22 protein-coding genes and 1 riboswitch are annotated in these 23,884 nt (G+C 73.9%); of the genes, 8 read left to right on the forward strand and 14 right to left on the reverse strand.

Going from position 1 to position 23,884, the window contains the following annotated elements; genetic code table 11:
- Nucleotides 1-10: 10 nt before the first annotated feature.
- Entirely contained in the window at nucleotides 11-1,294 is a 1,284-nt protein-coding gene (locus OG823_RS14955; protein WP_371480023.1) for a helix-turn-helix domain-containing protein, read from the forward strand.
- A 94-nt stretch (nucleotides 1,295-1,388) separates the two neighbouring features.
- Here the strand turns inward: OG823_RS14955 and OG823_RS14960 are convergent, their stop codons facing one another.
- On the reverse strand, nucleotides 1,389-2,252 hold the full coding sequence (locus OG823_RS14960; RefSeq protein WP_371480024.1) for a hypothetical protein: 864 nt from the start codon (nucleotides 2,250-2,252) through the stop codon (nucleotides 1,389-1,391).
- Nucleotides 2,253-2,388: 136 nt separating this feature from the next.
- On the opposite strand from OG823_RS14960, the gene OG823_RS14965 reads away from it, so the two are divergent.
- The gene (locus tag OG823_RS14965) at nucleotides 2,389-4,926 is read left to right on the forward strand and encodes a helicase-associated domain-containing protein (RefSeq protein WP_371480025.1); all 2,538 of its coding nucleotides are present in this window, start codon (nucleotides 2,389-2,391) and stop codon (nucleotides 4,924-4,926) included.
- A gap of 18 nt (nucleotides 4,927-4,944) precedes the next feature.
- Here OG823_RS14965 and OG823_RS14970 read toward each other — a convergent pair whose 3' ends face one another.
- Nucleotides 4,945-5,178 carry a hypothetical protein gene (locus tag OG823_RS14970; RefSeq protein ID WP_371480026.1) on the reverse strand — a complete coding sequence of 78 codons (234 nt, stop codon included), beginning with the start codon at nucleotides 5,176-5,178 and terminating at the stop codon, nucleotides 4,945-4,947.
- A gap of 186 nt (nucleotides 5,179-5,364) precedes the next feature.
- On the opposite strand from OG823_RS14970, the gene OG823_RS14975 reads away from it, so the two are divergent.
- Nucleotides 5,365-7,002 (forward strand): DNA repair helicase XPB, encoded by a 1,638-nt coding sequence (locus OG823_RS14975; RefSeq protein ID WP_371480027.1) that lies wholly within the window; start codon nucleotides 5,365-5,367, stop codon nucleotides 7,000-7,002.
- A 35-nt stretch (nucleotides 7,003-7,037) separates the two neighbouring features.
- Here the strand turns inward: OG823_RS14975 and OG823_RS14980 are convergent, their stop codons facing one another.
- Nucleotides 7,038-7,262, reverse strand: a complete 225-nt coding sequence (locus tag OG823_RS14980; protein WP_371480028.1) for a hypothetical protein — start codon at nucleotides 7,260-7,262, stop codon at nucleotides 7,038-7,040.
- Nucleotides 7,263-7,594: 332 nt separating this feature from the next.
- On the opposite strand from OG823_RS14980, the gene OG823_RS14985 reads away from it, so the two are divergent.
- Nucleotides 7,595-9,679, forward strand: coding sequence for an AAA family ATPase (locus OG823_RS14985; RefSeq protein ID WP_371480029.1), 2,085 nt, complete (start codon nucleotides 7,595-7,597; stop codon nucleotides 9,677-9,679).
- Nucleotides 9,680-9,731: 52 nt separating this feature from the next.
- On the opposite strand, the gene OG823_RS14990 is transcribed toward OG823_RS14985, so the two are convergent.
- The 3 genes from OG823_RS14990 to OG823_RS15000 form a co-directional block, all read right to left on the reverse strand.
- Nucleotides 9,732-10,418, reverse strand: a complete 687-nt coding sequence (locus tag OG823_RS14990; RefSeq protein ID WP_371480030.1) for a copper homeostasis protein CutC — start codon at nucleotides 10,416-10,418, stop codon at nucleotides 9,732-9,734.
- Nucleotides 10,419-10,561: 143 nt separating this feature from the next.
- Nucleotides 10,562-11,512 carry a hypothetical protein gene (locus OG823_RS14995; protein WP_371480031.1) on the reverse strand — a complete coding sequence of 317 codons (951 nt, stop codon included), beginning with the start codon at nucleotides 11,510-11,512 and terminating at the stop codon, nucleotides 10,562-10,564.
- Nucleotides 11,509-11,856: a PadR family transcriptional regulator gene (locus OG823_RS15000; RefSeq protein ID WP_371480032.1), complete on the reverse strand. Its 348-nt coding sequence runs from the start codon at nucleotides 11,854-11,856 to the stop codon at nucleotides 11,509-11,511. Before OG823_RS15000 ends, OG823_RS14995 begins: the two co-directional genes overlap by 4 nt.
- A 91-nt stretch (nucleotides 11,857-11,947) precedes the next feature.
- Here OG823_RS15000 and OG823_RS15005 point away from each other — a divergent pair, with 91 nt between their 5' ends.
- Complete coding sequence (locus tag OG823_RS15005; RefSeq protein WP_371480033.1) at nucleotides 11,948-12,577, forward strand: hypothetical protein; 630 nt, start codon at nucleotides 11,948-11,950, stop codon at nucleotides 12,575-12,577.
- 66 nt (nucleotides 12,578-12,643) lie between these two features.
- Here OG823_RS15005 and OG823_RS15010 read toward each other — a convergent pair whose 3' ends face one another.
- The 5 genes from OG823_RS15010 to thrC all read right to left on the reverse strand — a co-directional run bounded on the left by OG823_RS15010 (nucleotide 12,644) and on the right by thrC (nucleotide 17,476).
- On the reverse strand, nucleotides 12,644-13,000 hold the full coding sequence (locus OG823_RS15010) for a hypothetical protein (protein WP_371480034.1): 357 nt from the start codon (nucleotides 12,998-13,000) through the stop codon (nucleotides 12,644-12,646).
- A gap of 96 nt (nucleotides 13,001-13,096) precedes the next feature.
- Nucleotides 13,097-14,719, reverse strand: a complete 1,623-nt coding sequence (gene groL / locus OG823_RS15015) for a chaperonin GroEL (RefSeq protein WP_371480035.1) — start codon at nucleotides 14,717-14,719, stop codon at nucleotides 13,097-13,099.
- Between the two features lie 350 nt (nucleotides 14,720-15,069).
- Nucleotides 15,070-15,273 (reverse strand): cold-shock protein, encoded by a 204-nt coding sequence (locus OG823_RS15020; RefSeq protein ID WP_030289665.1) that lies wholly within the window; start codon nucleotides 15,271-15,273, stop codon nucleotides 15,070-15,072.
- 611 nt (nucleotides 15,274-15,884) lie between these two features.
- Nucleotides 15,885-16,163 carry a ubiquitin-like small modifier protein 1 gene (locus OG823_RS15025; RefSeq protein ID WP_371480037.1) on the reverse strand — a complete coding sequence of 93 codons (279 nt, stop codon included), beginning with the start codon at nucleotides 16,161-16,163 and terminating at the stop codon, nucleotides 15,885-15,887.
- Nucleotides 16,164-16,192: 29 nt separating this feature from the next.
- Nucleotides 16,193-17,476: a threonine synthase gene (thrC, locus tag OG823_RS15030; RefSeq protein WP_371480039.1), complete on the reverse strand. Its 1,284-nt coding sequence runs from the start codon at nucleotides 17,474-17,476 to the stop codon at nucleotides 16,193-16,195.
- Nucleotides 17,477-17,493: 17 nt separating this feature from the next.
- A riboswitch (SAM riboswitch) is annotated at nucleotides 17,494-17,626 on the reverse strand.
- A 191-nt stretch (nucleotides 17,627-17,817) separates the two neighbouring features.
- Between thrC and OG823_RS15035 the strand changes: the two genes are divergently transcribed.
- Nucleotides 17,818-18,852: a glucosyl-3-phosphoglycerate synthase gene (locus OG823_RS15035; RefSeq protein ID WP_371480040.1), complete on the forward strand. Its 1,035-nt coding sequence runs from the start codon at nucleotides 17,818-17,820 to the stop codon at nucleotides 18,850-18,852.
- A gap of 38 nt (nucleotides 18,853-18,890) precedes the next feature.
- Entirely contained in the window at nucleotides 18,891-20,360 is a 1,470-nt protein-coding gene (locus tag OG823_RS15040; protein ID WP_371480041.1) for a trehalose-6-phosphate synthase, read from the forward strand.
- A gap of 47 nt (nucleotides 20,361-20,407) precedes the next feature.
- On the opposite strand, the gene otsB is transcribed toward OG823_RS15040, so the two are convergent.
- Both otsB and OG823_RS15050 read right to left on the reverse strand, forming a co-directional pair.
- A complete protein-coding gene (otsB, locus tag OG823_RS15045) occupies nucleotides 20,408-21,253 on the reverse strand; it encodes a trehalose-phosphatase (protein ID WP_371480042.1) in 846 nt (281 codons plus the stop codon).
- 118 nt (nucleotides 21,254-21,371) lie between these two features.
- Nucleotides 21,372-21,599, reverse strand: a complete 228-nt coding sequence (locus OG823_RS15050; protein WP_371480043.1) for a DUF3263 domain-containing protein — start codon at nucleotides 21,597-21,599, stop codon at nucleotides 21,372-21,374.
- Nucleotides 21,600-21,724: 125 nt separating this feature from the next.
- On the opposite strand from OG823_RS15050, the gene OG823_RS15055 reads away from it, so the two are divergent.
- Nucleotides 21,725-22,072, forward strand: coding sequence for a cupin domain-containing protein (locus OG823_RS15055; RefSeq protein WP_371480044.1), 348 nt, complete (start codon nucleotides 21,725-21,727; stop codon nucleotides 22,070-22,072).
- Between the two features lie 77 nt (nucleotides 22,073-22,149).
- Here OG823_RS15055 and OG823_RS15060 read toward each other — a convergent pair whose 3' ends face one another.
- A complete protein-coding gene (locus OG823_RS15060; protein ID WP_371480045.1) occupies nucleotides 22,150-23,373 on the reverse strand; it encodes an extracellular solute-binding protein in 1,224 nt (407 codons plus the stop codon).
- Nucleotides 23,374-23,884 lie beyond the last annotated feature (511 nt).

The following is a 23,884-nucleotide window of genomic DNA, read 5'->3' on the forward strand; positions in this document are numbered from 1 at the left end:
TGGAGGAACGGTGTCAGAGGGGTTCGGGGAGTTGACGGAGCGGGACGAGATCGCGCGGCTGCTCGGGGAGCTGAAGGGCCGGTCGGGGCTCAGTTACGGCACGCTCGCGAAGAGACTGCATCTGAGCACCTCGACGCTCCACCGCTACTGCACCGGCAACGTGGTGCCGACGGAGTTCGCCCCGCTGGACCACCTCGCGCGGCTGTGCCGGGCGACGCCGGAAGAGCTCGTCGAGCTGTACCGCCTGTGGGTCGTCGTCCACGCGGCGCGGGGGAGCAGGACGTCATCCGGGTCCGAACCGTCAACTCCGGCGGGCCCGACGGGAACGCAGGAGTTGACGGGGACGCAGGCGCAGGCGGCACCGGACGGGAGAGGTGACGAGCCCGGGCCGGTCCTCGCCGCCCGCGCCGAACCGGACCGTGTCCCCGGGGCGGCACCGCGGCGGTGGCGCGTCCGCTACCCGGGGATCCTGGCCGCGGTGGCGGTCACCGTGGTGCTGGCGACCATCGGGGCCGTCGCCACGGGGCTGAAGTCGGCCACGGGCGGTGACGCCCGTCCCGGGCGGGCAGTGGCCGGCGGGTCGCCCGCCGCATCCCCGGCACCGGGCGGCCTCGGCTCGCCCTCCTCCCCTGCCCTCGCCTCCGCCGGCTCGGGCTCGGGGTCGGGCTCGCCGGGGCCGACCGGCGCGACGGACACGAGCGCCCCGATCAAGGTCTCGGTCAAACCCGCCGGATGGGACTCCGAGTGCGATCGGTACCTGGTCGACCGCCCGCCGTCCGAGGTCCCCCGACCGCCCCAGGTGCCGGACGTGGCCGGTTGGGTCTCCCAGCTCGGCGCGGTTCCCGGCCACTACCTGTCGACCGAGATCGTCGTCCAGGGCACCGGCAAGGACACCGTCGTGGTGTCGGGCCTCAACGTCCGGATCGCCCGGATCGCGGCTCCCCTCGCCTGGAACGCCTACTCCATGGGCGAGGGCTGCGGCGGTGGAGTCGACGTCCACTCCTACGACCTCGACCTGGACGCGCCCCGCCCGCGGCCGGTCCTGACCGAGGGCCACACCGGTCTGCCGCTCAAGGTGAGCGAGGGCGACCCGGAGGTCATCGAGATCACCGCCCAGACCACCTCCCACGACGTGTCCTGGTACCTGGAACTGGAATGGTCCAGCGGCGACCGGAAGGGAACGCTCACCATCGACACCGGCCACGGCACGCCGTTCCGCACGAGCGCGTTGAACGGCCGGCCGCTGTACGTCCACCCGATCGACGGACAGGCCTGGGAGCGGAGCCAGTTCTGACGGTGGCCGGCGACACGACGCCGGACACCCCGGTGCCCCCCGCCGCCGCTCGGAACGCGGTGCGGCCGTGGCTCCCGGGGTCGCCGTCGGCGGCTCACTCCCCCCGGCGACGGCGCAGCGTGACGCCCAGCAGGAACAGTGCCGACAGCACCGCCGCCAGACGCAGGACGCCCGGCGCCGATCCCCACACCTGCTGCCCGACCTGTTGACCGGGCTGCAGGGCGGCCCCCCAGCGGCCCTGGGAGCGTCCCCAGAGCCAGAGGGTCAGTCCGGTCATGGTCCCCAGGGGAATGCCCAGCACCGCGAACTTCCGGGTGAAGTCGCTGAGACTGCGGGTGAGGTACGCCAGTGCCCAGCCCACCAGCATCACCAGCAGCAGACCGGTCACGGCGCCGCCCAGCAGCACCACCGAGGCGAGCAGCAGCAGCGGTGACGGCCGGCGGCCCGCCAGTGGCCCGGGGCCGGCGGGCGCGGGTGCGGCCTTCCGTCCCCTGCCCGTGCGGCCCGTCCAGCCCGCTGCCTCCGCCGGCTCCGCTCCCGGCGGCTCCGGCGCGGGCTCCTCCGTCGACTCCGGGGCCGGCTCGGCCGGCGAATCGTCCAGCACCGAGAAGTCGATGTGGGCCGACCAGCCGGGAAAACCCCCGGGCTCCGCGCCCCCGAAGCCCGCCGGCTCGCCGACCGGGGGGAGCGGCGCGGGCGGGCGACCCGCCGGCCGGGGCACCGACGACCGGGGCGCCGGCCGGTCGCCCGACGGCTCGGCCGGCTCCCGGTCCGCCGGTACGGCGGGAGCCGGGTCCGACTGCGGGGCCGGCGGTGCCACCGGCCGGGTCGGCTCGGCGGGCGCGGCCGGCACGGTCGGTCGCGGAAGGTACACGCTCTCGCCCGGCTCACCCGCCGCCGCACCGCCGCCGTCGCCTCGTCGGCCCCCGCCCAGCCGCCACCACTCGCCGTCCACCATCGCGCCCACCACCCCACTCGCCCGCCCTACCCCGCCGACGCGACGGTACCGACCAGGCGCCCCCGCACACCACCCACCCGGAACCCCGGCCGCCGACCGGCTCCGCCCCCGCCCGAAGCCGACTAACCTAGGCCGGATGACCGCACAGCAGAGCGAGCAACGCCCGGGCGGCCCCGCCACGGGTCCCCGCACCCTCGCCGAGGAGCTCCGCAGCCGCTCCGACGAGGCCCTCGCCGGCCTGCTGCGGTCCCGCCCCGACCTGCTGAACCCCGTCCCCGGTGATCTCACCCAGCTCTCCGCCCGGCTCTCCTCGCGCGCCTCCGCGCTGCGCGCCCTGGAGCGGCTGGACCGCTTCACCCTCCAGGTCGCCGAGGCGCTGGCCGCCGCCCCCGACGGCAGCCCGCACACCGTCGTACGCAACCTGCTCACCGGCCCCGCCCGGGTCAAGCCCCACCCCGGCGCCACCGCGCTCACCCCCGCCGAACGCACCGCCGTCACCGAGGCGCTGCCCGGGGCGCTGGCCACGCTGCGCGACCGCGCGCTGGTCTGGGGCCCGGACAACGGCCTGCGGCTGGTGATCGCCGCCCGTGAGGCGCTCGCGCCCACCGCCGCCAACCCGGGCCGGACCGGGCTGGGCCCGACCCTCGCCGAGGCCACCGTCGGAATGTCGCCGGCCCGGCTCCAGCAGCTGCTGGCCTCGGCCGGACTGCCGCCCACCCCCGATCCGGTCACCGCCGTCGCCGCGCTCATCGCGCTGCTGACCGACCGCAAGCGCTGCGCCGCGCTGCTCGCCGACGCCCCGGAGCCGTCCCTGCGGCTGCTGGAGCGACTGGTCTGGGGGCCGCCCACCGGCACCGTCCCGGACGCCACCCGCGCGGTCACGGCCGAGGACGCCCGCAGCCCGGTGGAGTGGCTGATCGCCCGGGGCCTGCTGCTGCCCTCCTCTCCAGGCAGCGTGGTGCTGCCCCGCGAACTCGCCCTGCACCTGCGCGGCGGCCGCAGCCACCGTGCCGTCGAGCCCGCGCCGCCCGCCGTCGCCACCGGCGCCGTCCGCGATCCGGCGGCCGTGGACGGCGCGGCGGCCGGTCAGGCCCACACGGCGGTCCGCGTCGTCGAGGAGATCCTCGACCTCTGGGGTCTGCAGCCGCCCACCGGCCTGCGGGCCGGCGGGGTCGGGGTCCGGGATCTCAAGCGCACCGCCCAGGCCGTCGAGAGCAGCGAGCGAACCGCGGCCTTCTGGCTGGAACTCGCCTACGGTGCGGGCCTGCTCGCCCCCGACGGGGAGGCCGACGAGCACTGGGCCCCCACCCCGGCGTACGACACCTGGCTCCAGCAGCCCGTCGCCGTCCGCTGGTCGGCGCTGGCCGCCGGCTGGCTCGCCGGCACCCGGGTCGCCGCCCTCACCGGCACCCCGGACGGCAAGGGCAAGACCCGTGCCGCGCTCGGCCCCGAACTGGACCGCACGCTCGCCCCGTCCGTCCGCCGCGCCGCGCTGACCACGCTGGCCGCCCTGCCGCCCGGCTCGACCGCCACCGCCGACGCCCTGTCGCCCGCCCTGCGCTGGCACCGGCCGCTGCGCGGCGGCCCGGCCACCGCCGAGGGCCGGGACCTGCGCGACGACCTCGTCGAGTGGACTCTGCACGAGGCGGAGCTGCTCGGCGTCACCGGTCGGGGCGCGCTGTCCTCACCGGCCCGGGCGCTGCTCGACGGGCGCGATCCGGCCACCGTGCTCGCCCCTCTGCTGCCCATGCCGCTGGACCACGTGATCCTCCAGCCCGACCTGACCGCCGTCGCACCCGGGCCGCTGCTCACCCCGCTCGCCCAGGCCCTCGCGCTCTGCGCCGACATCGAGTCCAAGGGCGGCGCGACGGTCTACCGCTTCACCGCGGAATCCGTCCGGCGCGCCCTGGACGCCGGGCGCAGCGCTGCCGACCTGCACGCCTTCCTGGAACAGCACTCCCGCACGCCCGTCCCACAGCCGCTCAGTTACCTGGTCGACGACGTGGCCCGCCGGCACGGCGTCCTGCGAGTCGGCGCCGCCTCGTCCTACCTGCGCTGCGACGACCCGGCTCTGCTCGCCGAGGTGCTGGCCGACCGCCGCTCGGCCGACCTGCGGCTGCGCCTGCTGGCCCCCACCGTGCTGGCGGCCCAGGCGGCGCCCGACACCCTGCTCGCCACGCTGCGCGTGATGGGGTACGCCCCGGCCGCCGAGTCGGCGGACGGCGACGTGCTGATCACCCGCCCCGACAGTCACCGCACTCCACCGAGGACCGCCCCCACCCCGGTGCCCGACGGCCCGCCGACCCCGGACGACGCCCTGCTCGGCGCGGCCGTCAAGGCCATCCGGGCCGGCGACCGGGCCGCCACCGCCATCCGCCGCGAGCCGGCCGCCGGCGCCGGCCGACGGCCGGGCGGCCCGCCCGCTCCCGCCGCCCGGCAGCTGCCGCGGACCGTGGCCGCCGAGACCCTCGCCGCACTGCAGACCGCCGTACTGCTCGGCGAGCGGATGTGGATCGGCTACGTCAACGCCGAGGGCCTGGCCTCCCAGCGGGTGATCGACCCGGTGAAGGTCGAGGGCGGCTTCGTCACCGCCTTCGACCACCACAGCGACGCCCTGAAGACCTTCGCCCTGCACCGGATCACCGGAGTCGCCGAGCTGGACGACTCCGCCTGAGCCCGGCGCGGGCGCGGTTCAGTGCCCCTGGGACTTCATCGCCTGGTCCGCCAGGCCGCCGATGCCCTCCTGGGAGACCGGCAGGCTGCCCCCGCTGAACACGTCGGCGAGCAGGAACCCGCCCGCCACGATCGGACCGCCCGGCTGCCCGAGGCCGGCCACGGCGTGTGCGGAGGAGGCGGAGAGGCCGGTGGCGGCGAGCGCCGTACCGGCGACGGCGAGAGCGGTGAGGATGCGCTTGGGCTTGTTCATGCCTGTTCAACGACCGCCGGGCGCCCCGGTCACCGGCCACGGGATCCGGCGCCCGGGCGGCGGGTGCCCGGTCCGGACCGGCCGCGGGCCCGGCCGGGGAGGCCGCCCGACCAGCACGCGTACGGCTCCACCGGGAAATGCGCGACACTGGAGGGTCTGCGCCGAACCGATGGAGGGCATGCCCGCGTGAACGACGGACCGCTTATCGTCCAAAGTGACAAGACGCTCCTCCTGGAGATCGACCACCCCAGGGCGGCCGACTGCCGCCGGGTGATCGCCCCCTTCGCCGAACTGGAGCGGGCGCCCGAGCACGTGCACACCTACCGGGTCACCCCGCTCGGCCTGTGGAACGCACGGGCCGCCGGACACGACGCCGAGCAGGTCGTCGACGCCCTGGTGACCTACTCGCGCTACCCGGTGCCGCACGCGCTGCTGGTGGACATCGCCGACACCATGGGCCGCTACGGGCGGCTGAAGCTCAGCAAGCACCCGACGCACGGCCTGGTGCTCACCACCACCGACCGCCCGGTGCTGGAGGAGGTGCTGCGCTCCAAGAAGATCGTGCCGCTGGTCGGCGCCCGGGTCGACCCCGACACCGTCGTGGTGCACCCCTCCGAGCGCGGGCAGATCAAGCAGGTGCTGCTCAAGCTCGGCTGGCCGGCCGAGGACTTCGCCGGGTACGTGGACGGCGAGGCGCACCCGATCGAGCTGGACCAGGACGGCTGGACGCTGCGCCCGTACCAGCAGCAGGCCGTCGAGGGCTTCTGGCACGGCGGCTCCGGCGTGGTCGTGCTGCCCTGCGGCGCCGGCAAGACCCTGGTCGGCGCGGCGGCCATGGCCGAGGCGAAGTCGACCACGCTGATCCTGGTCACCAACACCGTCTCGGCCCGCCAGTGGAAGCACGAACTGGTGAAGCGCACCACTCTGACCGAGGACGAGATCGGCGAGTACAGCGGCACCCGCAAGGAGATCCGCCCGGTCACCATCGCCACCTACCAGGTGATGACCACCAAGCGGAAGGGCGCGTACGCGCACCTGGAGCTGTTCGACGCCCGCAACTGGGGCCTGGTGGTCTACGACGAGGTGCACCTGCTGCCCGCACCGGTCTTCAAGTTCACCGCCGACCTCCAGGCGCGCCGCCGCCTCGGCCTGACCGCGACGCTGGTGCGCGAGGACGGCCGTGAGGGCGACGTGTTCTCGCTGATCGGACCCAAGCGGTTCGACGCGCCCTGGAAGGAGATCGAGGCACAGGGCTACATCGCGCCCGCCGACTGCTGCGAGGTCCGGGTCACCCTGACCGACTCGGAGCGGCTGGCGTACGCGACGGCCGAGCCGGAGGAGCGGTACCGCTTCTGCGCGACCACCGCCACCAAGCGCCGGGTCGTGGAGGCGCTGGTCAAGAAGCACGAGAAGGACCAGACCCTGGTCATCGGGCAGTACATCGACCAGCTGGACGAGCTCGGCGAGGTGCTCGACGCCCCGGTCATCAAGGGCGAGACCAGCAACGCTCAGCGGGAGAAGCTCTTCGAGGCCTTCCGCAACAAGGAGATCAGCGTGCTGGTGGTCTCCAAGGTCGCCAACTTCTCGATCGACCTGCCGGAGGCCACCGTCGCCATCCAGGTCTCCGGGACGTTCGGCTCCCGCCAGGAGGAGGCGCAGCGGCTCGGTCGGGTGCTGCGGCCGAAGGCGGACGGCCACTCGGCCCACTTCTACTCGGTGGTGGCCCGCGACACCGTGGACCAGGACTTCGCCGCCCACCGGCAGCGCTTCCTCGCCGAGCAGGGGTACGCGTACCGCATCATCGACGCGGACGACGTCCTGTAGTCACCGGCGCGCGCTCGGGCACGGGGGGCGCCCGCTCAGTACCGGACACCGTCACGGCCGAGCAGAGTCACCCGGGCGGCGGTGTCCAGCGCTATGCCGACGTTGCGCACGGCCGTCGTCAGGGGGCTCCGGCGGCGGTCGGGCGCGGCGGCCGTGGCGCCGGGGTAGGGGCTGGTCGGCGCCTTGGGGGCCGACCGCCGGTCGTGCACCCGGGGGGCCGTGGCCGCTGCCCGGGAGTCCTTGCTCTCAAGGGTGCTCATGTCCTCAACCGTAGTTTCCGGACACCTCGGACACATCACCCCAAAGGCATAATTCGACAGGTCTTTGGTCGTCCTCCCGGCGTACGGCCGTCTCAGGGCCGACCGAGGGTTCGGTGCGACCCTCCGAGGTCGGCCGATGACCCGTATTCGGTTAGCGCCCTGAGCCGGACGGGTCTAGCATGCTTCGTCTGCCCCCCTCCCGAACCGTGGTACCTGCTGATGGCCCGCAGGCAGCCGGGGGAGGTGTCGACCGCTTGGTAACCGGCCGACCGTCCCCGCTGTGCGCTTGACGAGTCCGCTGCTCCCGCCGGGGGCAGCCGGGAAGGTTCGCTGTGCCCGCCACCACCCCCACCACCGATCCCCTCCAGCGTGAACGCGACCACCTGGCCTCCTCCAGGGCCGCCCTGCGCGCGATGCGCGAGGACGTCGAGAACCTGGACATCAGCGACGTCACCGGCACCTGGGTGACCGCGATCGTGCTGAACAAGCAGATCCAGGCCCGGATCGCGGCACTGGCCGACCTCGCCCACACCCCCCTCTTCTTCGGGCGGCTCGACTACCTGCACGCGATCAGCGAGGGCCTCTCCTCGCCGCCGGCGGGCACGGAGGGAGAGCTCGCCGGGGGCGGCTCCGGGGAGAGCTTCTACATCGGCCGCCGGCACGTCCACGACGCCCTCGGCGACCCGATGGTGATCGACTGGCGGGCCCCGGTCTCGCAGCCGTTCTACCGGGCCAGCCGCGCCGATCCGCTGGACGTCGAGCGCCGGCGCCGGTTCGGCTACACGGGCGGCGAGCTGACCGCGTACGAGGACGAGCACCTCACCGACCCGGCCGAGACCGACTCGGCCTCCGCGCTGCTGGCCGCCGAGATCGAGAAGCCCCGCGTCGGCCCGATGCGCGACATCGTCGCGACCATCCAGCCCGAGCAGGACGAGATCGTCCGCGCCGACGTCGGCGGCACGATCTGCGTCCAGGGCGCCCCCGGCACCGGGAAGACCGCCGTCGGCCTGCACCGGGTCGCCTACCTGCTGTACGCGCACCGCGAGCGCCTCGCCCGCACCGGCACGCTGGTGATCGGCCCGAACGACGCGTTCCTCTCCTACATCGAGCAGGTGCTCCCGGCGCTCGGCGAGCTGGCGGTGGCGCAGGCCACCGTGCAGCAGCTGGTGGCGCACGTGGAGATCCGCGCCGAGGACGACCCCGAGGCGGCCCGGCTGAAGGGCGACGCCCGGATGGCCGAGGTGCTGCGCCGGGCCGTCCGCTCCGGCATCACGCTGCCGACCGAGCCCTGCGTGGTGGTCCGCGGCTCCCGGCGCTGGCGCGTACCGGTGCACGAACTCATCGCGATCATCGAGGAGCTGAAGGTCCGTGAGATACGCTACGGCGCCGCGCGGGAGGCGCTGCCGCAACGGATCGCGCACGCCGTCCTGCTGAAGATGGAGCAGGGCGGGGAGGCTCCCGACGACCGGGTGCAGGATGCCGTCGCGCGGAACGCGCAGGTCAAGGCCACGGTGAAGGAGTGCTGGCCGCCCGTCGACCCCGCCAAGCTGGTGCACCGGCTGCTCAGCGAGCCGCAGTTCCTGGCCCGGTGCGCGGACGGCATCCTCGACGAGGACGAGCAGCGCGCCGTGCTCCGGACCGAACCCGGACGCTCGGTGCGGACCGCCCTCTGGACGCCGGCCGACGCCGTCCTGGTCGACGAGGCGACGGACCTCGTCCAGCGCACCGCCTCGCTCGGCCACGTGGTGCTGGACGAGGCGCAGGACCTCTCCCCCATGCAGTACCGGGCGGTCGGCCGCCGGTGCAGCACCGGCTCGGCCACCGTCCTCGGGGACCTCGCCCAGGGCACCACCCCCTGGGCGACCGCGAGCTGGTCGGACGCCCTGCACCACCTCGGCAAGCCCGGCTCGCACGTCGAGGAGCTGACCAAGGGGTTCCGGGTGCCGGAGGAGGTCATCGCCTACGCCTCCCGCCTGCTGCCCGCGATCGCCCCGGGGCTGGCCCCGGCCACCTCGATCCGGGACCTGCCGGGGTCACTGGCGATCAGCCGGATCGACGACGACCTGGACGCGGCCGTGGTCGAGGCCTGCCGCAAGGCACTCACCCAGGAGGGCTCGACCGGCCTGATCGCCGCCGACGCCCGCATCCCGCGACTCGCCGCCGCCCTGGACGCGGCCGGCCTGCCCCACCTCGCGCCGGGCACCGAGACGACCGCCGAGGCGCGGCTGACACTCGTCCCGGCCTCGCTCGCCAAGGGCCTGGAGTACGACTACGTGGTGCTGGACGAACCGGCCGCCGTCGTCGCGGGCGAACCGGACGAGCGGACGGGGCTGCGCCGGCTGTACGTCGCCCTCACCCGTGCGGTCTCCGGCCTCGCGGTGCTGCACACGCTGCCGCTGCCGGAGCAGCTGGGCTGACGCACGCCGGGGGCGGGCACCGTCCGGTGCCCGCCCCCGGCGTGTGCGGCGCTCAGGCGTCGATCAGGTCCCGCCAGCGGGCCACCTTCGCCACGTCCACCGGCGAGTCCCAGCCGTGCAGGCGCACCGCCCCGCCGACGTGGAAGGCGTCGAAGCCGGCCGCCCGCAGGCCCGGGACGTGCTCGGCCCGCAGGCCGCCGCCGATCAGGATCCGCTGGCGGTGGCCGGGCGCCCCGGCCTCGGCCAGTTCGGCCAGCAGGACCTCCCGGCCGGCGTCGACACCGGCGGCCGCGCCGGAGGTGAGGAAGGTGTCCAGGCCGGGCAGACCGCCGACGGCGGCCCGCACGGCGGCGCGGTCGGCGCTGTGGTCGAGCGCCCGGTGGAAGGTCCAGTGGCAGCCCTCGACGGCCTGGGCGACGGCCTGCGTGGCGGCGAGGTCCACGGCGCCGTCCGCGTCCAGGAAGCCGAACACGAACTCGTCCGCGCCCTCGGCGCGCAGCGCGGCCGCGCGCGCCCGCAACTCGTCCAGGTCGCCCGGCGCGAAGCCGTCCCGGATCCGCAGCATCACCCGCAGCGGGATCTGCACGGCGGCCCGGATCTTGGCGAAGTCGTCCACGGACGGGGTGAGCCCGTCGGCGGCCATGTCCGCCACCAGTTCGAGCCGGTCGGCGCCGCCGGACTCGGCGGCCTGGGCGTCCTGGGCGGTCAGCGCGATGACTTCGAAGATTGGTCTAGACATATTCGGTAGCCTGCCACATCCACCCGCCCGACGGCGAGCCCTCCGGGGGGAGACGGTCGCTCCTCCCGGCATCGGCGCGCACCCCACGGCGCGCACCCGCGCGCCGGTCCGCCCCGAGGGCCCGCCGCCGGACGGCCGGACGCCTACTCCACCGAGGGCAGCGCCGCCTCCGGCCCGGCCGGGGACCGCTCCCGCGTCGACCGCAGCGCGACCGCCACGCCGACCCCCACCACGAGCACCACGGGCAGCAGTGCCAGGCTCGCGCGCAGGTTCCCCGCCAACTCGCCGGCGACGATCCCGAGCCCCGACGGCAGCACCGCCAGCAGCAGCGCGAGCGGCGCCACCTGCCCCCGGCGGGCACCCAAGAACGCCATCACGGCCAACCCCAGACCCAGGACCAGCACCGGCGCCGACGCCGGCCCACCGGCCGAGCCGATCCGGGTGAGCCCCTGCACACCGCTCCCCACGAAACCGAAGAGCAGGCCCGCCAGCATGGCCGACCGGCCGAGCCGGCTCACCCGACCGAGCAGATCCGCGGGGGCGGCGGGCACCGCCAGGCTCCAGAGCACGCCCGGCACCGAGAAGGCCGAGACCGCGGCCAGCACCGAGAACGGCGGCACGGCGCCGGTCGCCGCCCAGTACCCGAGCACCGCCGCGGCCGGGACCACGGTGACGCTCGGCAGCGCCAGCAGCCGTGCGGGCCGCCAGTTGCCGAACAGCGCGGCCGCCAGCGACGCCAGCGGCAGCACCGAGAGCAGCATCAGCAGCGCCCACATGCTCCGGCTCGCATCGAGCCCGGGCGCCCCCTCCTTCGCGGTGACGGCGAGCACCAGCCCCGCCTGGCCGGCCGCGGCGCCGACCGCGAACGGCGCCGCGGCGGCCAGCGCCCGCCCGGGCAGCCCGGCAGGGGTGAGGCCGAGCCGCAGCCGCAGGCCGTACGCTCCCAGGTCGAACGCCTCCCGCAGGCAGGCCCCCGCCCCGGCGCCGGCCGTGGTCTCGGCGAAGACGGTGCTCAGCTCGGCGCCGCGCTCACTGCGGTAGGCGGCGGGGTAGAGCCGCAGCGCGGCCCGAAGAGCGGTGTCGGAGACGGTCATGCGAAGACTCCCTTGGCCCTCGGGCGGAAGACGGTCAGCCGGCGGTCGGCCTCGGCGACCACGGCACGCAGACGGTCCGCCTCGGCCGCCAGTGCCGCGCGGCCGGCCTCGGCGAGGGCGTAGGTGCGGCGCGCCCGGCCGTCGACCACCTCCTCGCTCTCGATCGTGATCAGGCCCTGCTGGAGCAGCCGGTCGAGGGCGCCGTAGAGCGTGCCGGTGCGCATCTTCACGCGGCCGGCCGAGATCGCCGCGATCTCCTGGATGAGGGCGTAGCCGTGCCTCGGGGCATCGGCGAGCGCGGTGAGCAGAAGCAGTGTCGGCTCCTGCATGGAGCGTTCTGTCATGGCTCATATATATCGGTGACCGGCATATGCTGTCCACTGGAATCACCGGCCCGGCCGACCGGCCCCCGGGTGCGCCGTCCACAATGTGCCCATGTCGTCCGAGAGCCTGCCCGAGCGCTGGTCCGCCCTGCTGCACCGCTGCGGCGCGAGCGTCGACCCCGAGCCGTACGGGCGCGACCTGTTGAAGCGCTGGGCCGAGCCGCAGCGCAGGTACCACGCCACCGAGCACCTGCGGGCGGTCCTCGACCACGTCGACGCGCTCGCCGAACACGCCGGGGATCCGGACACCGTCCGGCTGGCGGCCTGGTTCCACGACGCCGTCTACCGCCCGGACCGCTCCGAGAACGAGGAGCGCAGCGCGGCCCTCGCAGTCCGGGCGCTGACCGAGGCCGGGCTGTCGCGGGAGCGGGTGGCCGAGGTCGCCCGGCTGGTGCGGCTCACGGTCACCCACCGGCCCGAGCCCGGCGACCGCGACGGCGAGGTGCTCTGCGACGCGGACCTCGCCGTCCTCGGCGGCCCGCCGGAGGCGTACGCGGCCTACGCGGCGGCGGTGCGGGAGGAGTACGCCTTCGTCCCGGAGGAGGACTTCCGGGCCGGTCGGGCGGCGATCCTGCGTCAACTCCTGGCACTGCCCGCGCTCTACCGCACCCCGACCGCCCTCGACCGCTTCGACGCGGCCGCCCGGGCCAACCTGGCGGCCGAGCTCACCCGGCTCGGCTGACGGGCGCGCCCCCGGCGCCGCCCGCCCCGGTCGCGGCGGGCGGGCGGGCGGAAGGACCGCCCGGGATCAGGTGAGCCGACCGACCGGCGCGACCACGACGGCCTCCTTGCCGCACACCCAGTGCGGCTCCGGTCCCAGCTCGGGCTCGACGCTCAGCGCGTGCGGGTCGCCCGCCTCGGCGCAGGCGGGGCAGAGCGGCCAGCGGCCGTACTGCTCCAGCAGCTTGTCCTGGACGTCCTGGGCGACCAGACCGAGCACGTACTCGGTGCCGTCGGGCCACTGCTCCAGCCACCACCGCCGGTGGGTCACGGCGTCCTCGACCAGCGAGACCACCGCGGCGTCCGCCACGTCCCGGGTGTTGAGGTCGGCGAGGATCAACGCCCTCGCGCTGTGCAGGGCTGCTTCGATTTCAGGGCTGGACATCCGCCCATTGTCCCGCAACGGGCCCCGGGAACGCCGCGAGGGCGGCCCCCCGAAGGGGACCGCCCTCGCGATCGGAACAGCCGATCCTCGAAAGGATCAGAAGTCCATGTCACCGCCCGGCATGCCGCCGCCCGCGGGGGCACCGGCCTTCTCGGGCTTGTCGGCGATGACGGCCTCGGTGGTGAGGAAGAGCGCCGCGATGGAGGCGGCGTTCTGCAGGGCCGAGCGGGTGACCTTCGCCGGGTCGATGATGCCCGCGGCGATGAGGTCGACGTACTCGTTGGTCGCGGCGTTCAGACCGTGGCCGGCGGGGAGGTTGCGCACCTTCTCCACCACGACACCGCCCTCAAGGCCGGCGTTGACCGCGATCTGCTTGATCGGGGCCTCCAGCGCCACGCGGACGATGTTGGCACCGGTGGCCTCGTCGCCCTCCAGCTCCAGCTTGTCGAACACGACACCGGCCTGCAGCAGCGCAACGCCACCACCGGCGACGATGCCCTCCTCGACGGCGGCCTTCGCGTTGCGGACGGCGTCCTCGATGCGGTGCTTGCGCTCCTTGAGCTCGACCTCGGTCGCCGCGCCGGCCTTGATCACGGCGACGCCGCCGGCCAGCTTGGCGAGGCGCTCCTGGAGCTTCTCGCGGTCGTAGTCCGAGTCGCTGTTCTCGATCTCGGCGCGGATCTGGTTCACGCGGCCCGCGACCTGGTCGCTGTCGCCGCCACCGTCGACGATGGTGGTCTCGTCCTTGGTGATGACCACCTTGCGGGCGGTGCCCAGCAGGTCGACGCCGGCGTTCTCCAGCTTGAGGCCGACCTCCTCGGAGACCACGGTGCCACCGGTGAGGATGGCGATGTCGCCGAGCATGGCCTTGCGGCGGTCACCGAAGCCCGGGGCCTTGACGGCGACGGACTTGAAGGTGCCGCGGATCTTGTTCACGACCAGGGTCGACAGGGCCTCGCCCTCGACGTCCTCGGCGATGATGACCAGCGGCTTGCCGCTCTGCATGACCTTCTCCAGCAGCGGGAGGAGGTCCTTGACCGAGCCGATCTTGGAGTTGACGATCAGGATGTAGGGGTCCTCGAACGAGGTCTCCATCCGCTCCAGGTCGGTGGCGAAGTAGGCCGAGATGTAGCCCTTGTCGAAGCGCATGCCCTCGGTGAGCTCAAGCTCCAGACCGAAGGTGTTGCTCTCCTCGACGGTGATGACGCCTTCCTTGCCGACCTTGTCCATCGCCTCGGCGATGAGCTCGCCGATCTGCGTGTCGGCGGCCGAGATGGAGGCGGTGGAGGCGATCTGCTCCTTGGTCTCCACGTCCTTGGCCTGGGCGAGCAGCTGGTCGGAGACGGCCTTGACGGCCTTCTCGATGCCGCGCTTCAGGGCCATCGGGTTGGCGCCGGCCGCGACGTTGCGCAGGCCTTCCTTGACCAGGGCCTGGGCCAGGACGGTCGCGGTGGTGGTGCCGTCGCCCGCGACGTCGTCGGTCTTCTTCGCGACCTCCTTGACGAGCTCGGCACCGATCTTCTCGTACGGGTCCTCGAGCTCGATCTCCTTGGCGATGGAGACACCGTCGTTGGTGATCGTGGGGGCGCCCCACTTCTTCTCAAGGACGACGTTGCGACCCTTGGGGCCGAGCGTGACCTTGACGGCGTCGGCAAGCTGGTTCATCCCGCGCTCAAGGCCGCGGCGAGCTTCCTCGTCAAACGCGATGATCTTTGCCATGTGAAGTGGTCCTCCGAGACGGCGGCGAATGCTCGGACCGGTAGGTGCCCGCGACGGACGGCCCTGGTGTGCGGGGGTCCTTTCCCCTACCGCTCCCGGGGGCCTCACCGACCCGGTCCGTAGCACTCTCAAGCTGTGAGTGCTAACGCCAATGATTAGCACTCCACCATGTCGAGTGCAAGCCCAATCGACGATCCAGGCGGACGCGTCACGGCGCCGCGGGCGCCCGCGGGAGGGACGCGCGGGGCCGGACGTGCCGACGGGCCCGTACGACGTGAGTCGTACGGGCCCGTCGGTCGAAGCGGATCACCAGCCCTTGGGCCGAGACGAGGCTCCGGGGTCCGGAAAGGTCAGACCGCCGCGCGGACCATGTCCGCCTGCGGGCCCTTCTGTCCCTGGGAGATCTCGAACTCGACCCGCTGGCCCTCCTCGAGGGTGCGGTAGCCGTCCATCTGGATCGCGCTGTAGTGGACGAACACGTCCGCACCACCGTCGACCGCGATGAAGCCGTAGCCCTTCTCCGCGTTGAACCACTTGACGGTGCCCTGAGCCATTCCGAACTCCCCTAGTGCTGTACTGGCCCTTCACGGTGCCCGCGGGTCGCGGTCCCGGGTCTGGTTGAGGCCGACCCGGGGAACCCCCCCTGAGCACAGCCCCGCACACCACGGACACCCACCGAGAGCCACCGGGCGGTGACCGGCTGAACGGGTGAACGCGTCGACCGCGGCTGAATGTATCCGTACCGAAGCCCTCTGCAACAGGCCCAGCCACCGGGAATTCACGGCGACTGTCAAGGGGCAATACCGGATCAATATGGATAAATTTGGCATTCGGCGCGGGACATAGCGGACGAATTACCCGAAACACGGCAGGAATTCTGACACCTGCCTGACATGTTCCACGGGCGCGACCCGCACCGGTCTCAACGACCGGACGGTCACGGGTGTCGCGGAGCGCCCACGGGCGCGGAAGCTGCCGGAATGGGGAGGGGACCCGTCATCGGCACTGTCGGACACTTTACTCCGCCGCGGGCCGCCCGATTCCCACCGGGACACCGAGAGCCGCCTTCCCGGCCCGGAGAATGCGATTCCGGGTGGGGAAGGCGGCTCGGTCGTGCGCTACGGCCTCGGGCCGCTCCTGCCGCGGCGGCGGCCGCCGCCGGGGCTCAGCAGCCGCCGGCCACCGCCGGGATGATCGAGACGCTGGCGCCGTCCTTGATCTCCGTGGCCAGGCCCTCGGCGAACCGCACGTCGTCGTCGTTCACGTAGATGTTCACGAAACGGCGCAGCTTGCCGGTGTCGTCGAGCACCCGGGCCGCGATGCCGGCGTGGTTCTTCTCCAGGTCGGCGAGGACCTCGGCGAGGGTCGCGCCCTCGGCGGCCACCTCGGCGGCGCCGCCGGTGTAGGTGCGCAGGATGGTCGGGATGCGGACGTTGGCGCTCATGGCGGTGGCTCTCCTAGCGGGGTGGGGGATCAGGCGGAGGCGAGGCCGGCCGAGCGGAAGGACTCCAGCGTCGGGCGGATGGTCGCGGTGAAACCGGCATCGGCCACCGCGTCCAGGGTCTTGAGGCCGTCGCCGGTGTTGATCGCGACGGTCTCCTTGGACGGGTCCAGCTGACCGGTCTCGACCAGCTTCTTCAGCACGCCGATGGTCACCCCGCCGGCGGTCTCGGCGAAGATGCCCTCGGTGCGGGCCAGCAGCTTGATCGCCTCCACCACCTCGGCGTCGGTCACGTCCTCGACCGCGCCGCCGGTACGGCGGGCGATGTCCAGGACGTAGGGGCCGTCCGCCGGGTTGCCGATCGCCAGCGACTTGGCGATGGTGTCGGGCTTGACCGGACGGATGACGTCCCGGCCCGCCTTGAAGGCGGCGGAGACCGGGGAGCAGCCCTCGGCCTGGGCTCCGAAGATCCGGTACGGGCGGTCCTCGACCAGGCCGAGCTTGATCAGCTCCTGCAGGCCCTTGTCGATCTTGGTGAGCTGGGAGCCCGACGCGATCGGGATCACGAGCTGCTCCGGCAGACGCCAGCCCAGCTGCTCGCAGATCTCGTACGCCAGGGTCTTGGAACCCTCGCCGTAGTACGGGCGCAGGTTGACGTTGACGAAGCCCCAGCCCTCGCCGGCCGGATCACCGATCAGCTCCGAGCAGAAGCGGTTCACGTCGTCGTAGTTGCCCTCGATGCCGACCAGCTCGCCGCCGTACACACCGGCCATGACGACCTTGGCCTGCTCCAGGTCGTGCGGGATGAACACGCAGGACTTGAAGCCGGCCCGGGCGGCCGCGGCGCCCACCGCGCCGGCCAGGTTGCCGGTCGAGGAGCAGGAGAGCGTGGTGAAGCCGAACACCCGGGCCGCCTCGATGGCGCAGGCCACCACGCGGTCCTTGAACGAGTGCGTCGGGTTGCCCGAGTCGTCCTTGACGTACAACCGGGCGCTGAAACCGAGCTCGCGGCCCAGGTTGTCGGCCTTCACCAGCGGGGTCCAGCCCGGGTTCAGGTTGGGCTTGTCGGCGACGTCGGCGGGGACGGGCAGCAGCGGGGCGTAGCGCCAGACCGACGCCGGGCCGGCCTCGATCCGCTTGCGCAGCTCCTCGGCGTCGATGGAGCCGAAGTCGTACGCGATCTCCAGCGGGCCGAAGCACTCCTGGCACGCGAAGCTCGGACCGAGCGGGAAGCGGGTGCCGCACTCGCGACAGGAAAGCGCGGTGGCGGGGCCGAGGTCAACGGTGGACGCGGCGGCTGCGGTGTCGATAGCCATGATGGCGGAGGCCTCTCTCCTCATCTTCCCCATGACGCGGGCGCGCCACAGGACGGAATTGGCACCTGTCCCGCCGGGCCGCCGAAGCCGCCGCGCGAGAAGGTTGCCGGGACTTCGACGGGCCGTTCCCTCAGTCCCTCTGGATGAGCTCTGTGAAGTTGTGGTCCTGCTCAGCGGGGGACCCCGGCGTGCGAAGGTCTGAACGCTGTACGAAGACTGTATCCGAAGGCGTCAACCCTGAACCCGTCCGTCCGCCACCCGAGATGCCCCGGGCGGCGTGAGCCGCCTCACCCACACTGGTTGCGCCCCACCCGTGCTGTGCCCCACCAAGGAGTGTGCCCGTGCCTGCCGAGCTGCCCACCGCGCTTCTCCCGGAGGTGGCGTCCTGGCTGCGCCGCCGCTCCTGGAGCGCGGCCGACCGTCCGGTGCACAGCCTCCTCGCCGCCAAGCGGGCGGCCGGGCCGGCCGGAACGATCAGCGTGGTCCTGCCCGCCCTCGACGAGGAGGCCACCGTCGGGGACATCGTCCGGGTGATCCGCCGGGAGCTGATGGAGCGGGTGCCGCTGGTCGACGAGCTGGTCGTGGTCGACTCCGGGTCGGCGGACGACACCGCCGGGGCCGCCGCCGCCGCGGGCGCCCGGGTGGTGCACCGGGACGCGATACTGCCCCGGCTGCCCGCCGAACCCGGCAAGGGCGAGGTGCTCTGGCGCTCGCTGCTGGTCACCTCCGGCGAGATCGTCTGCTTCGTCGACGCCGACCTGCGCGAGTTCGACCCGGCCTTCGTCTCGGGCATCGTCGGCCCGCTGCTCACCGAGCCGGGCCTCCAGCTGGTCAAGGCGATGTACGACCGCCCGCTCACGCCGGCCGGCGGCGGCGCCGAGGGCGCCGTCGGCCCGGTGGACCCGGTCGGCGGCGGCCGGGTCACCGAGCTGGTCGCCCGGCCGCTGCTCAACCTCCACTGGCCCGAGCTGGCGGGCTTCGTCCAACCGCTGGGCGGCGAGTACGCGGCCCGCCGCTCGCTGCTGGAGCGGCTGCCCTTCCCGACCGGGTACGGCGTCGAACTCGGCCTGCTGGTGGACGCCCTGGAGACGGCCGGCCTGGACGCGCTGGCCCAGGTCGACGTGGGCGTGCGCCGCCACCGCCACCAGGACAGCCAGGCGCTGGGCCGGATGGCCGCGACCATCTACCGCACCGCCCTGGAGCGGCTGGACCGCAGCCACCGCCTGAAGGCCGGCGAGGATCTGGTGCACCCGCTGCTCACCCAGTTCACCCGGACCGGGGACGGCTTCGCCCCGCAGACCCACCGGGTGGGAGCGGTCGAGCGGCCCCCGATGCGCACCGTCGCCGAGTATGCGGGCCGTCACACCACGCGATAGGGGGTTTGGGGGCACCGGCCCACGGCAAGGTTCCAACCATGGGCGATCTCACGACGGTACGTTCGAGTCCGACCGGCAGCGCCCCCGTCCTGGTGGCCTCCAACCGGGGCCCGGTGTCCTTCACCCGGCAGGGCGACGGCACGCTGAGCCTGCGCCGGGGCGGCGGCGGCCTCGTGTCGGGGCTGTCCGCCATCGACGACCCCTCGGCGGTCTGGGTCTGCGCGGCGCTCGGCGACGCCGACCGGGCGGCCGCGCGCGAGGCGCCCGAGGGGCGCCTGGACCGGGCCGGCCACGACGTCGGCGGACAGGCCGTCCGGATGCTGGACATCGATCCCGACACCTTCGCGCGGGCCTACAACGGCGTCGCCAACTCCACCCTGTGGTTCGTCCACCACCTGCTGTACGCGACGCCGACCGAACCCGCCTTCGACGCCGGCTTCCGGACCGAGTGGGCGGCGTACGAGGCCTACAACGCCGCCTTCGCCGACGCGCTCGCCGCCGAGGCCGCCCCCGGCGCGGCCGTCCTGGTGCAGGACTACCACCTCTCGCTGGTGCCCGCGCTGCTCCGGGCCCGGCGCCCCGACCTGCGGATCGGGCACTTCTCGCACACGCCGTGGGCGCCGCCGGACTACTACCGGATGCTGCCGGACGACGTCGCCGAGGCCGTCCTGACCGGCATCCTCGGCGCCGACCGGGCCGCCTTCCTGACCCGCCGCTGGGCCACCGCCTTCGCGGACTGCTGCGCGGACGTGCTCGGCGCCGAGGTGGACCACGAGGCGCTCACCGTGACGCACGCGGGGCGCACCACCCGGCTCGGCGTGCACGCACTGGGCGCCGACGCCGACTTCCTGCGCGAGCGCTCGCACCGCCCCGACGTCGACGAGCGCCTCGCCGCGCTGCGGGAGGCGGTCGGGGATCGCCGCACGATCGTCCGGGTCGACCGCACCGAGCTCAGCAAGAACATCGTCCGCGGCCTGCTCGCCTACCGGCACCTGCTGCGCACCCGGCCCGAGTGGCTCGGCCGGGTCGTGCACATCGCCTTCGCCTACCCCTCACGGACCGACCTCGCCGAGTACCGCGCGTACACCGCATCGGTGGAGCGGATCGCCGGGGAGATCAACGCCGAGTTCGCCGCCGACGGCTGGCAGCCGCTGATCCTGCACGTCGACGACGACTTCCCGCGCTCGCTGGCCGCCTACCGGCTGGCCGACGTCGCCCTGGTCAACCCGATCCGGGACGGCATGAACCTGGTGGCCAAGGAGGTCCCGGTGGTCTCCGACGCCGGCTGCGCCCTGGTCCTCTCCCGGGAGGCCGGCGCCCACGCGGAGCTCGCGGACGACGCGATCACCGTCAACCCGTACGACGTGATCGCCACCGCGCAGGCCCTGCACACCGCGCTGGTCATGCCGGAGGCCGAGCGCACCGAGCGCACCAAGCGGCTCGCCGCGGCGGCCACCGCGCTGCCGCCGCAGCAGTGGTTCCTGGACCAGCTCGACGCGCTGCGCTGAGCCGGGCCGGGCCGGCGGCCCGGCCCGGCCCGGCCCGGCCGCCCGGGTCAGCGGCCTTCGATCCGCTCCGCCAGCGCCCGCGCGAGCGCGACCACGCCGGCCGGGCCGGGGACCACCAGGTCCGCCCGGTCGGCGATCTCGGGAACGGCCGGCTCACCGTCCGCGGCGCTGCACACCAGCAGACCGGGCACGCCCTCGCCGCGGAGCTTCTCGACCGCGGCGAAGGCCGCGAGGTCGCCCAGGTCGTCCCCGGCGTAGAGCACCGAGCGGGCGCCCCGCTCCCGCAGGAAGGCGGTCAGCGCGGCGCCCTTGTCGATGCCCGGGGGGCGCAGTTCCAGCACCAGCCGACCGGGCTCCACCAGCAGGCCGTGGTCGGCGGCCAGGCCGGCCAGCGGCTCGCGCAGCAGTTCCAGCGCCGCTTCGGGCGCGGCGGCGCGGCGGGTGTGCACGGCCAGCGCCCTGCCCTTGTCCTCCACCCAGGTGCCGGGCGGCGCTCCCGCGCCCTCCAGCCACTGCTCCAGCAGCGGCCGCAGAGCCAGCACCCCCGGGTGCGGCGCGGGGGCCCTGACCTCGCTGCTGGCGGAGTCCCAGCGCTCCACCCCGTACTGGCCGAGCACGACCAGGCCGGGCACCTGGGCGAAGCCGCCCAACTCGACCGCCAGGGCGGCCGGCCGGCCGGTGAGCACCAGCACCGAGTCGACCCGCGGGGCCAGCGCGGCGAGCGCGGCGGCGGCGTCGGGGTGGGCACGGGCCCGGGTCGGGTCGGGGACGATCGGGGAGAGCGTGCCGTCGAAGTCGAAGGTGAGGACGGCCCCGCCGGGGTCGGCGAGCAGGGCCGCCAGCCCGTCCCGCCCGGCGGTCGTTCGGGGCTGCGGCAAGTCGGTGATGGCCATGTTCGGACCCTACCCACGGCTCCCCGGAGCACACCGCGACGCACCGCGGGGCACCGCCGGTGCGCCGTCCGGGGCCGGCGCCACGGCTCTCCACCGCCCACCCGTCCGTGGGCAGGCTCTAGCGGGCCGCCCGCTTGCGCTCGCGGATCCGGCGCAGCCGGTTGATCAGCAGCGGGTCGTGGGCGAGGGCCTCCGGGCGGTCCAGCAGGGCGTTGAGCAGCTGGTAGTACCGGGTGCCGGAGAGTCCGAGCTCCTCCCGGACGGCCCGTTCCTTGGCGCCGGCCGTCCGCCAGGGCCTGGCCTCCAGGGCCAGCACGGCGAGCTCCCGCTCGTCGAGCTCCGCCATCGCCGCCACCTCCGCGTCCGCCCGGGCCGCCGGGTGCGGGCCCCTACGAGGTGTCATTCTCCCCCGCCGGTCCGACACACTCTGCCGCCCCCGCCCGGCGCCCCGGGCGGGTTAGCGTCGGGAGCATGACCGACAGCTACGCCGTGCACGTGCCGAGTGCCGAGCTCGAACCCGACCCGCTCGACCCCGCTCAGATCGTCTCGGGCACCCCGGAGGTGTCCGGCCGGGTGCTCTGGGAGTCCGCGGACGGCCGCCAGCTGCGCGGGATCTGGCAGATCACCCCGGGGGTGGTCACCGACACCGAGGCCGACGAGCTGTTCGTGGTGCTCAGCGGCCGGGCGACGATCGAGTTCGAGGGCGGTCCGACCCTGGAGGTGGGACCGGGCGACGCGGCCGTCCTGCACGCCGGCGACCGGACCACCTGGACGGTCCACGAGACCCTCCGCAAGGCGTACGCGCTCACCCTCGGCTGAGAGCCGCCGTGCCCGCCCCCGGTCGGGGACGGGCACGGCGGGCGAGCGCGGCCGGCGGCTGCGGCGGGCGGGTGCGGCTAGCGGACCTTCTTGGTCTCCGCCGCGGCGGCATCCTGCAGGCCGCCGAGCACCGCGGCGGCGTCGCCGGTCGCCGCCTTGCCGATCTCCGCCTTGATCTTGGCGCTGATCTGCTCCCAGGCCGGGTCCCCGAGCGGGTAGAAGTTGGCGTTGGGCAGGGCGTCGAGGAACTGCTTGAGGTCGGCGTGCTTCCCGTTGCCGCTCATCTCGGCCAGGGTGTCCTCGGTCACCGGCAGCAGGTTGTACTTCTCGTCGAAGGCGAGCTGGCTGTCCTTGGCGTACACCATGGTGAGGAACTTCTTGATCTCGGTCTTGTGGCCGTTGGCCTTGAAGGCCATCATCCAGTCGGCCACGCCGAGCGTGCCGGTCCTGGCCACGCCGTCCTTGCGCGGGAGCGGCGCGGTGCCGAAGTCGACGTTCGCGGCGGTGGCCGCGCCCAGCAGCGAGGGGTGGCCGTTGAGCATCGCCACCTTGCCGGCCGCGAAGTCGCCGAAGGCGGTTTTGCGGTTGACCGTGCCCGGGTCGGCGTAGGTGTCGTGGGTCTCGATGAGGTTGGTGTGCAGCCAGGTGAAGGTGGCCACGTTCTGGGGGCTGTCGATGGTGTAGTTGCCGACGTCGTCGGAGAGGCTGCCGCCGCCGCTCATCGCCCACATCATCGACTCGGCCTGGGCCTCCTCGGAGCCGAGCGGCAGCCCGTACGGGATCACGCCGGGCACCTTGGCCTTGATCTTGTCGGCGTCCTGGCGCAGTTCGGACCAGGTGGCCGGGGGCTGGGTGATGCCCGCCTTCTGGAAGATCGTCTTGTTGTAGAAGAACACCCGGGAGGAGGCGACCCAGGGGATGCCGTACTGGGTGCCGAGCACCTGGCCGGCGTGGGTGAAGTTCTCGCTGAGGTTGGCCTGGGTCTCCATCGAGAGCACGTCGGCGGCGGGGTAGAGCCGCCCGGCGGCGACCTGGTCGGCGAAGCCGCCGGTCTGCACGAGGTCGGGCGTGTCGCCGCTCTTGATCAGGTCGGCGACGTGCTTGTCGATGTCGGTCCAGGCGACCACGTCGACCTTGACCTTGATCGAGGGGTTGGCCGCCTCGAAGCGGTGCGCGAGGTCCTCCCAGTAGGGCTTGGAGCTGTTCGCCTCGGAGTCGCCGTAGTCGGCGGCGACCAGCTTCAGCGTGACGTCCGAGCCGGACAGGAGGCCGCAGCCACTGAGCAGCAGCGCACCGGTCACCGCCGTTCCGATCAGCCGACAGGACCCGTGGGCACGCCTGTTCACCGCGGTTACCGCCTTCGTGAGGGAGAGTGTCGGCAACACTTCCAAACCGGACACTGACAGGTCCAGACCTCTTCGGGGTAGTTACCGAAGTGCGGGGTCACGTTGCAGCACGCGCAATGACATTACGGCGATACCGGACAGATCAACCTCCCGTCCGGTCGGGGTTAAGGCTCTGATCACCTCGACGCCCGCCGCCGTGAACGCAACGGTCGGCTCCTCGCCCACCTCGACTCCGGCGGCCCCACTCCCATGACGGGCCATCACTCCGGGCGCGCCGACCGGCTCGTCGGGCCCAGGCGCCCATGACGTCCGGCACCACGACGCCCCGGGCCACCTCGTCCGGCGCGGCGGCCGGTGGCCGCGGACGGCCTGAGCGACCGCGGGTGATCACGCCGCCGCCGGGGGCACCCCCGCTCCGGACGGACCGTCAACTCGCACCGGATCCGCCGGCCCCTCGGTGACGCCG

The organism is Kitasatospora sp. NBC_00315, assembly GCF_041435095.1.
In the GTDB taxonomy this organism is placed as follows: Bacteria; Actinomycetota; Actinomycetes; order Streptomycetales; family Streptomycetaceae; genus Kitasatospora.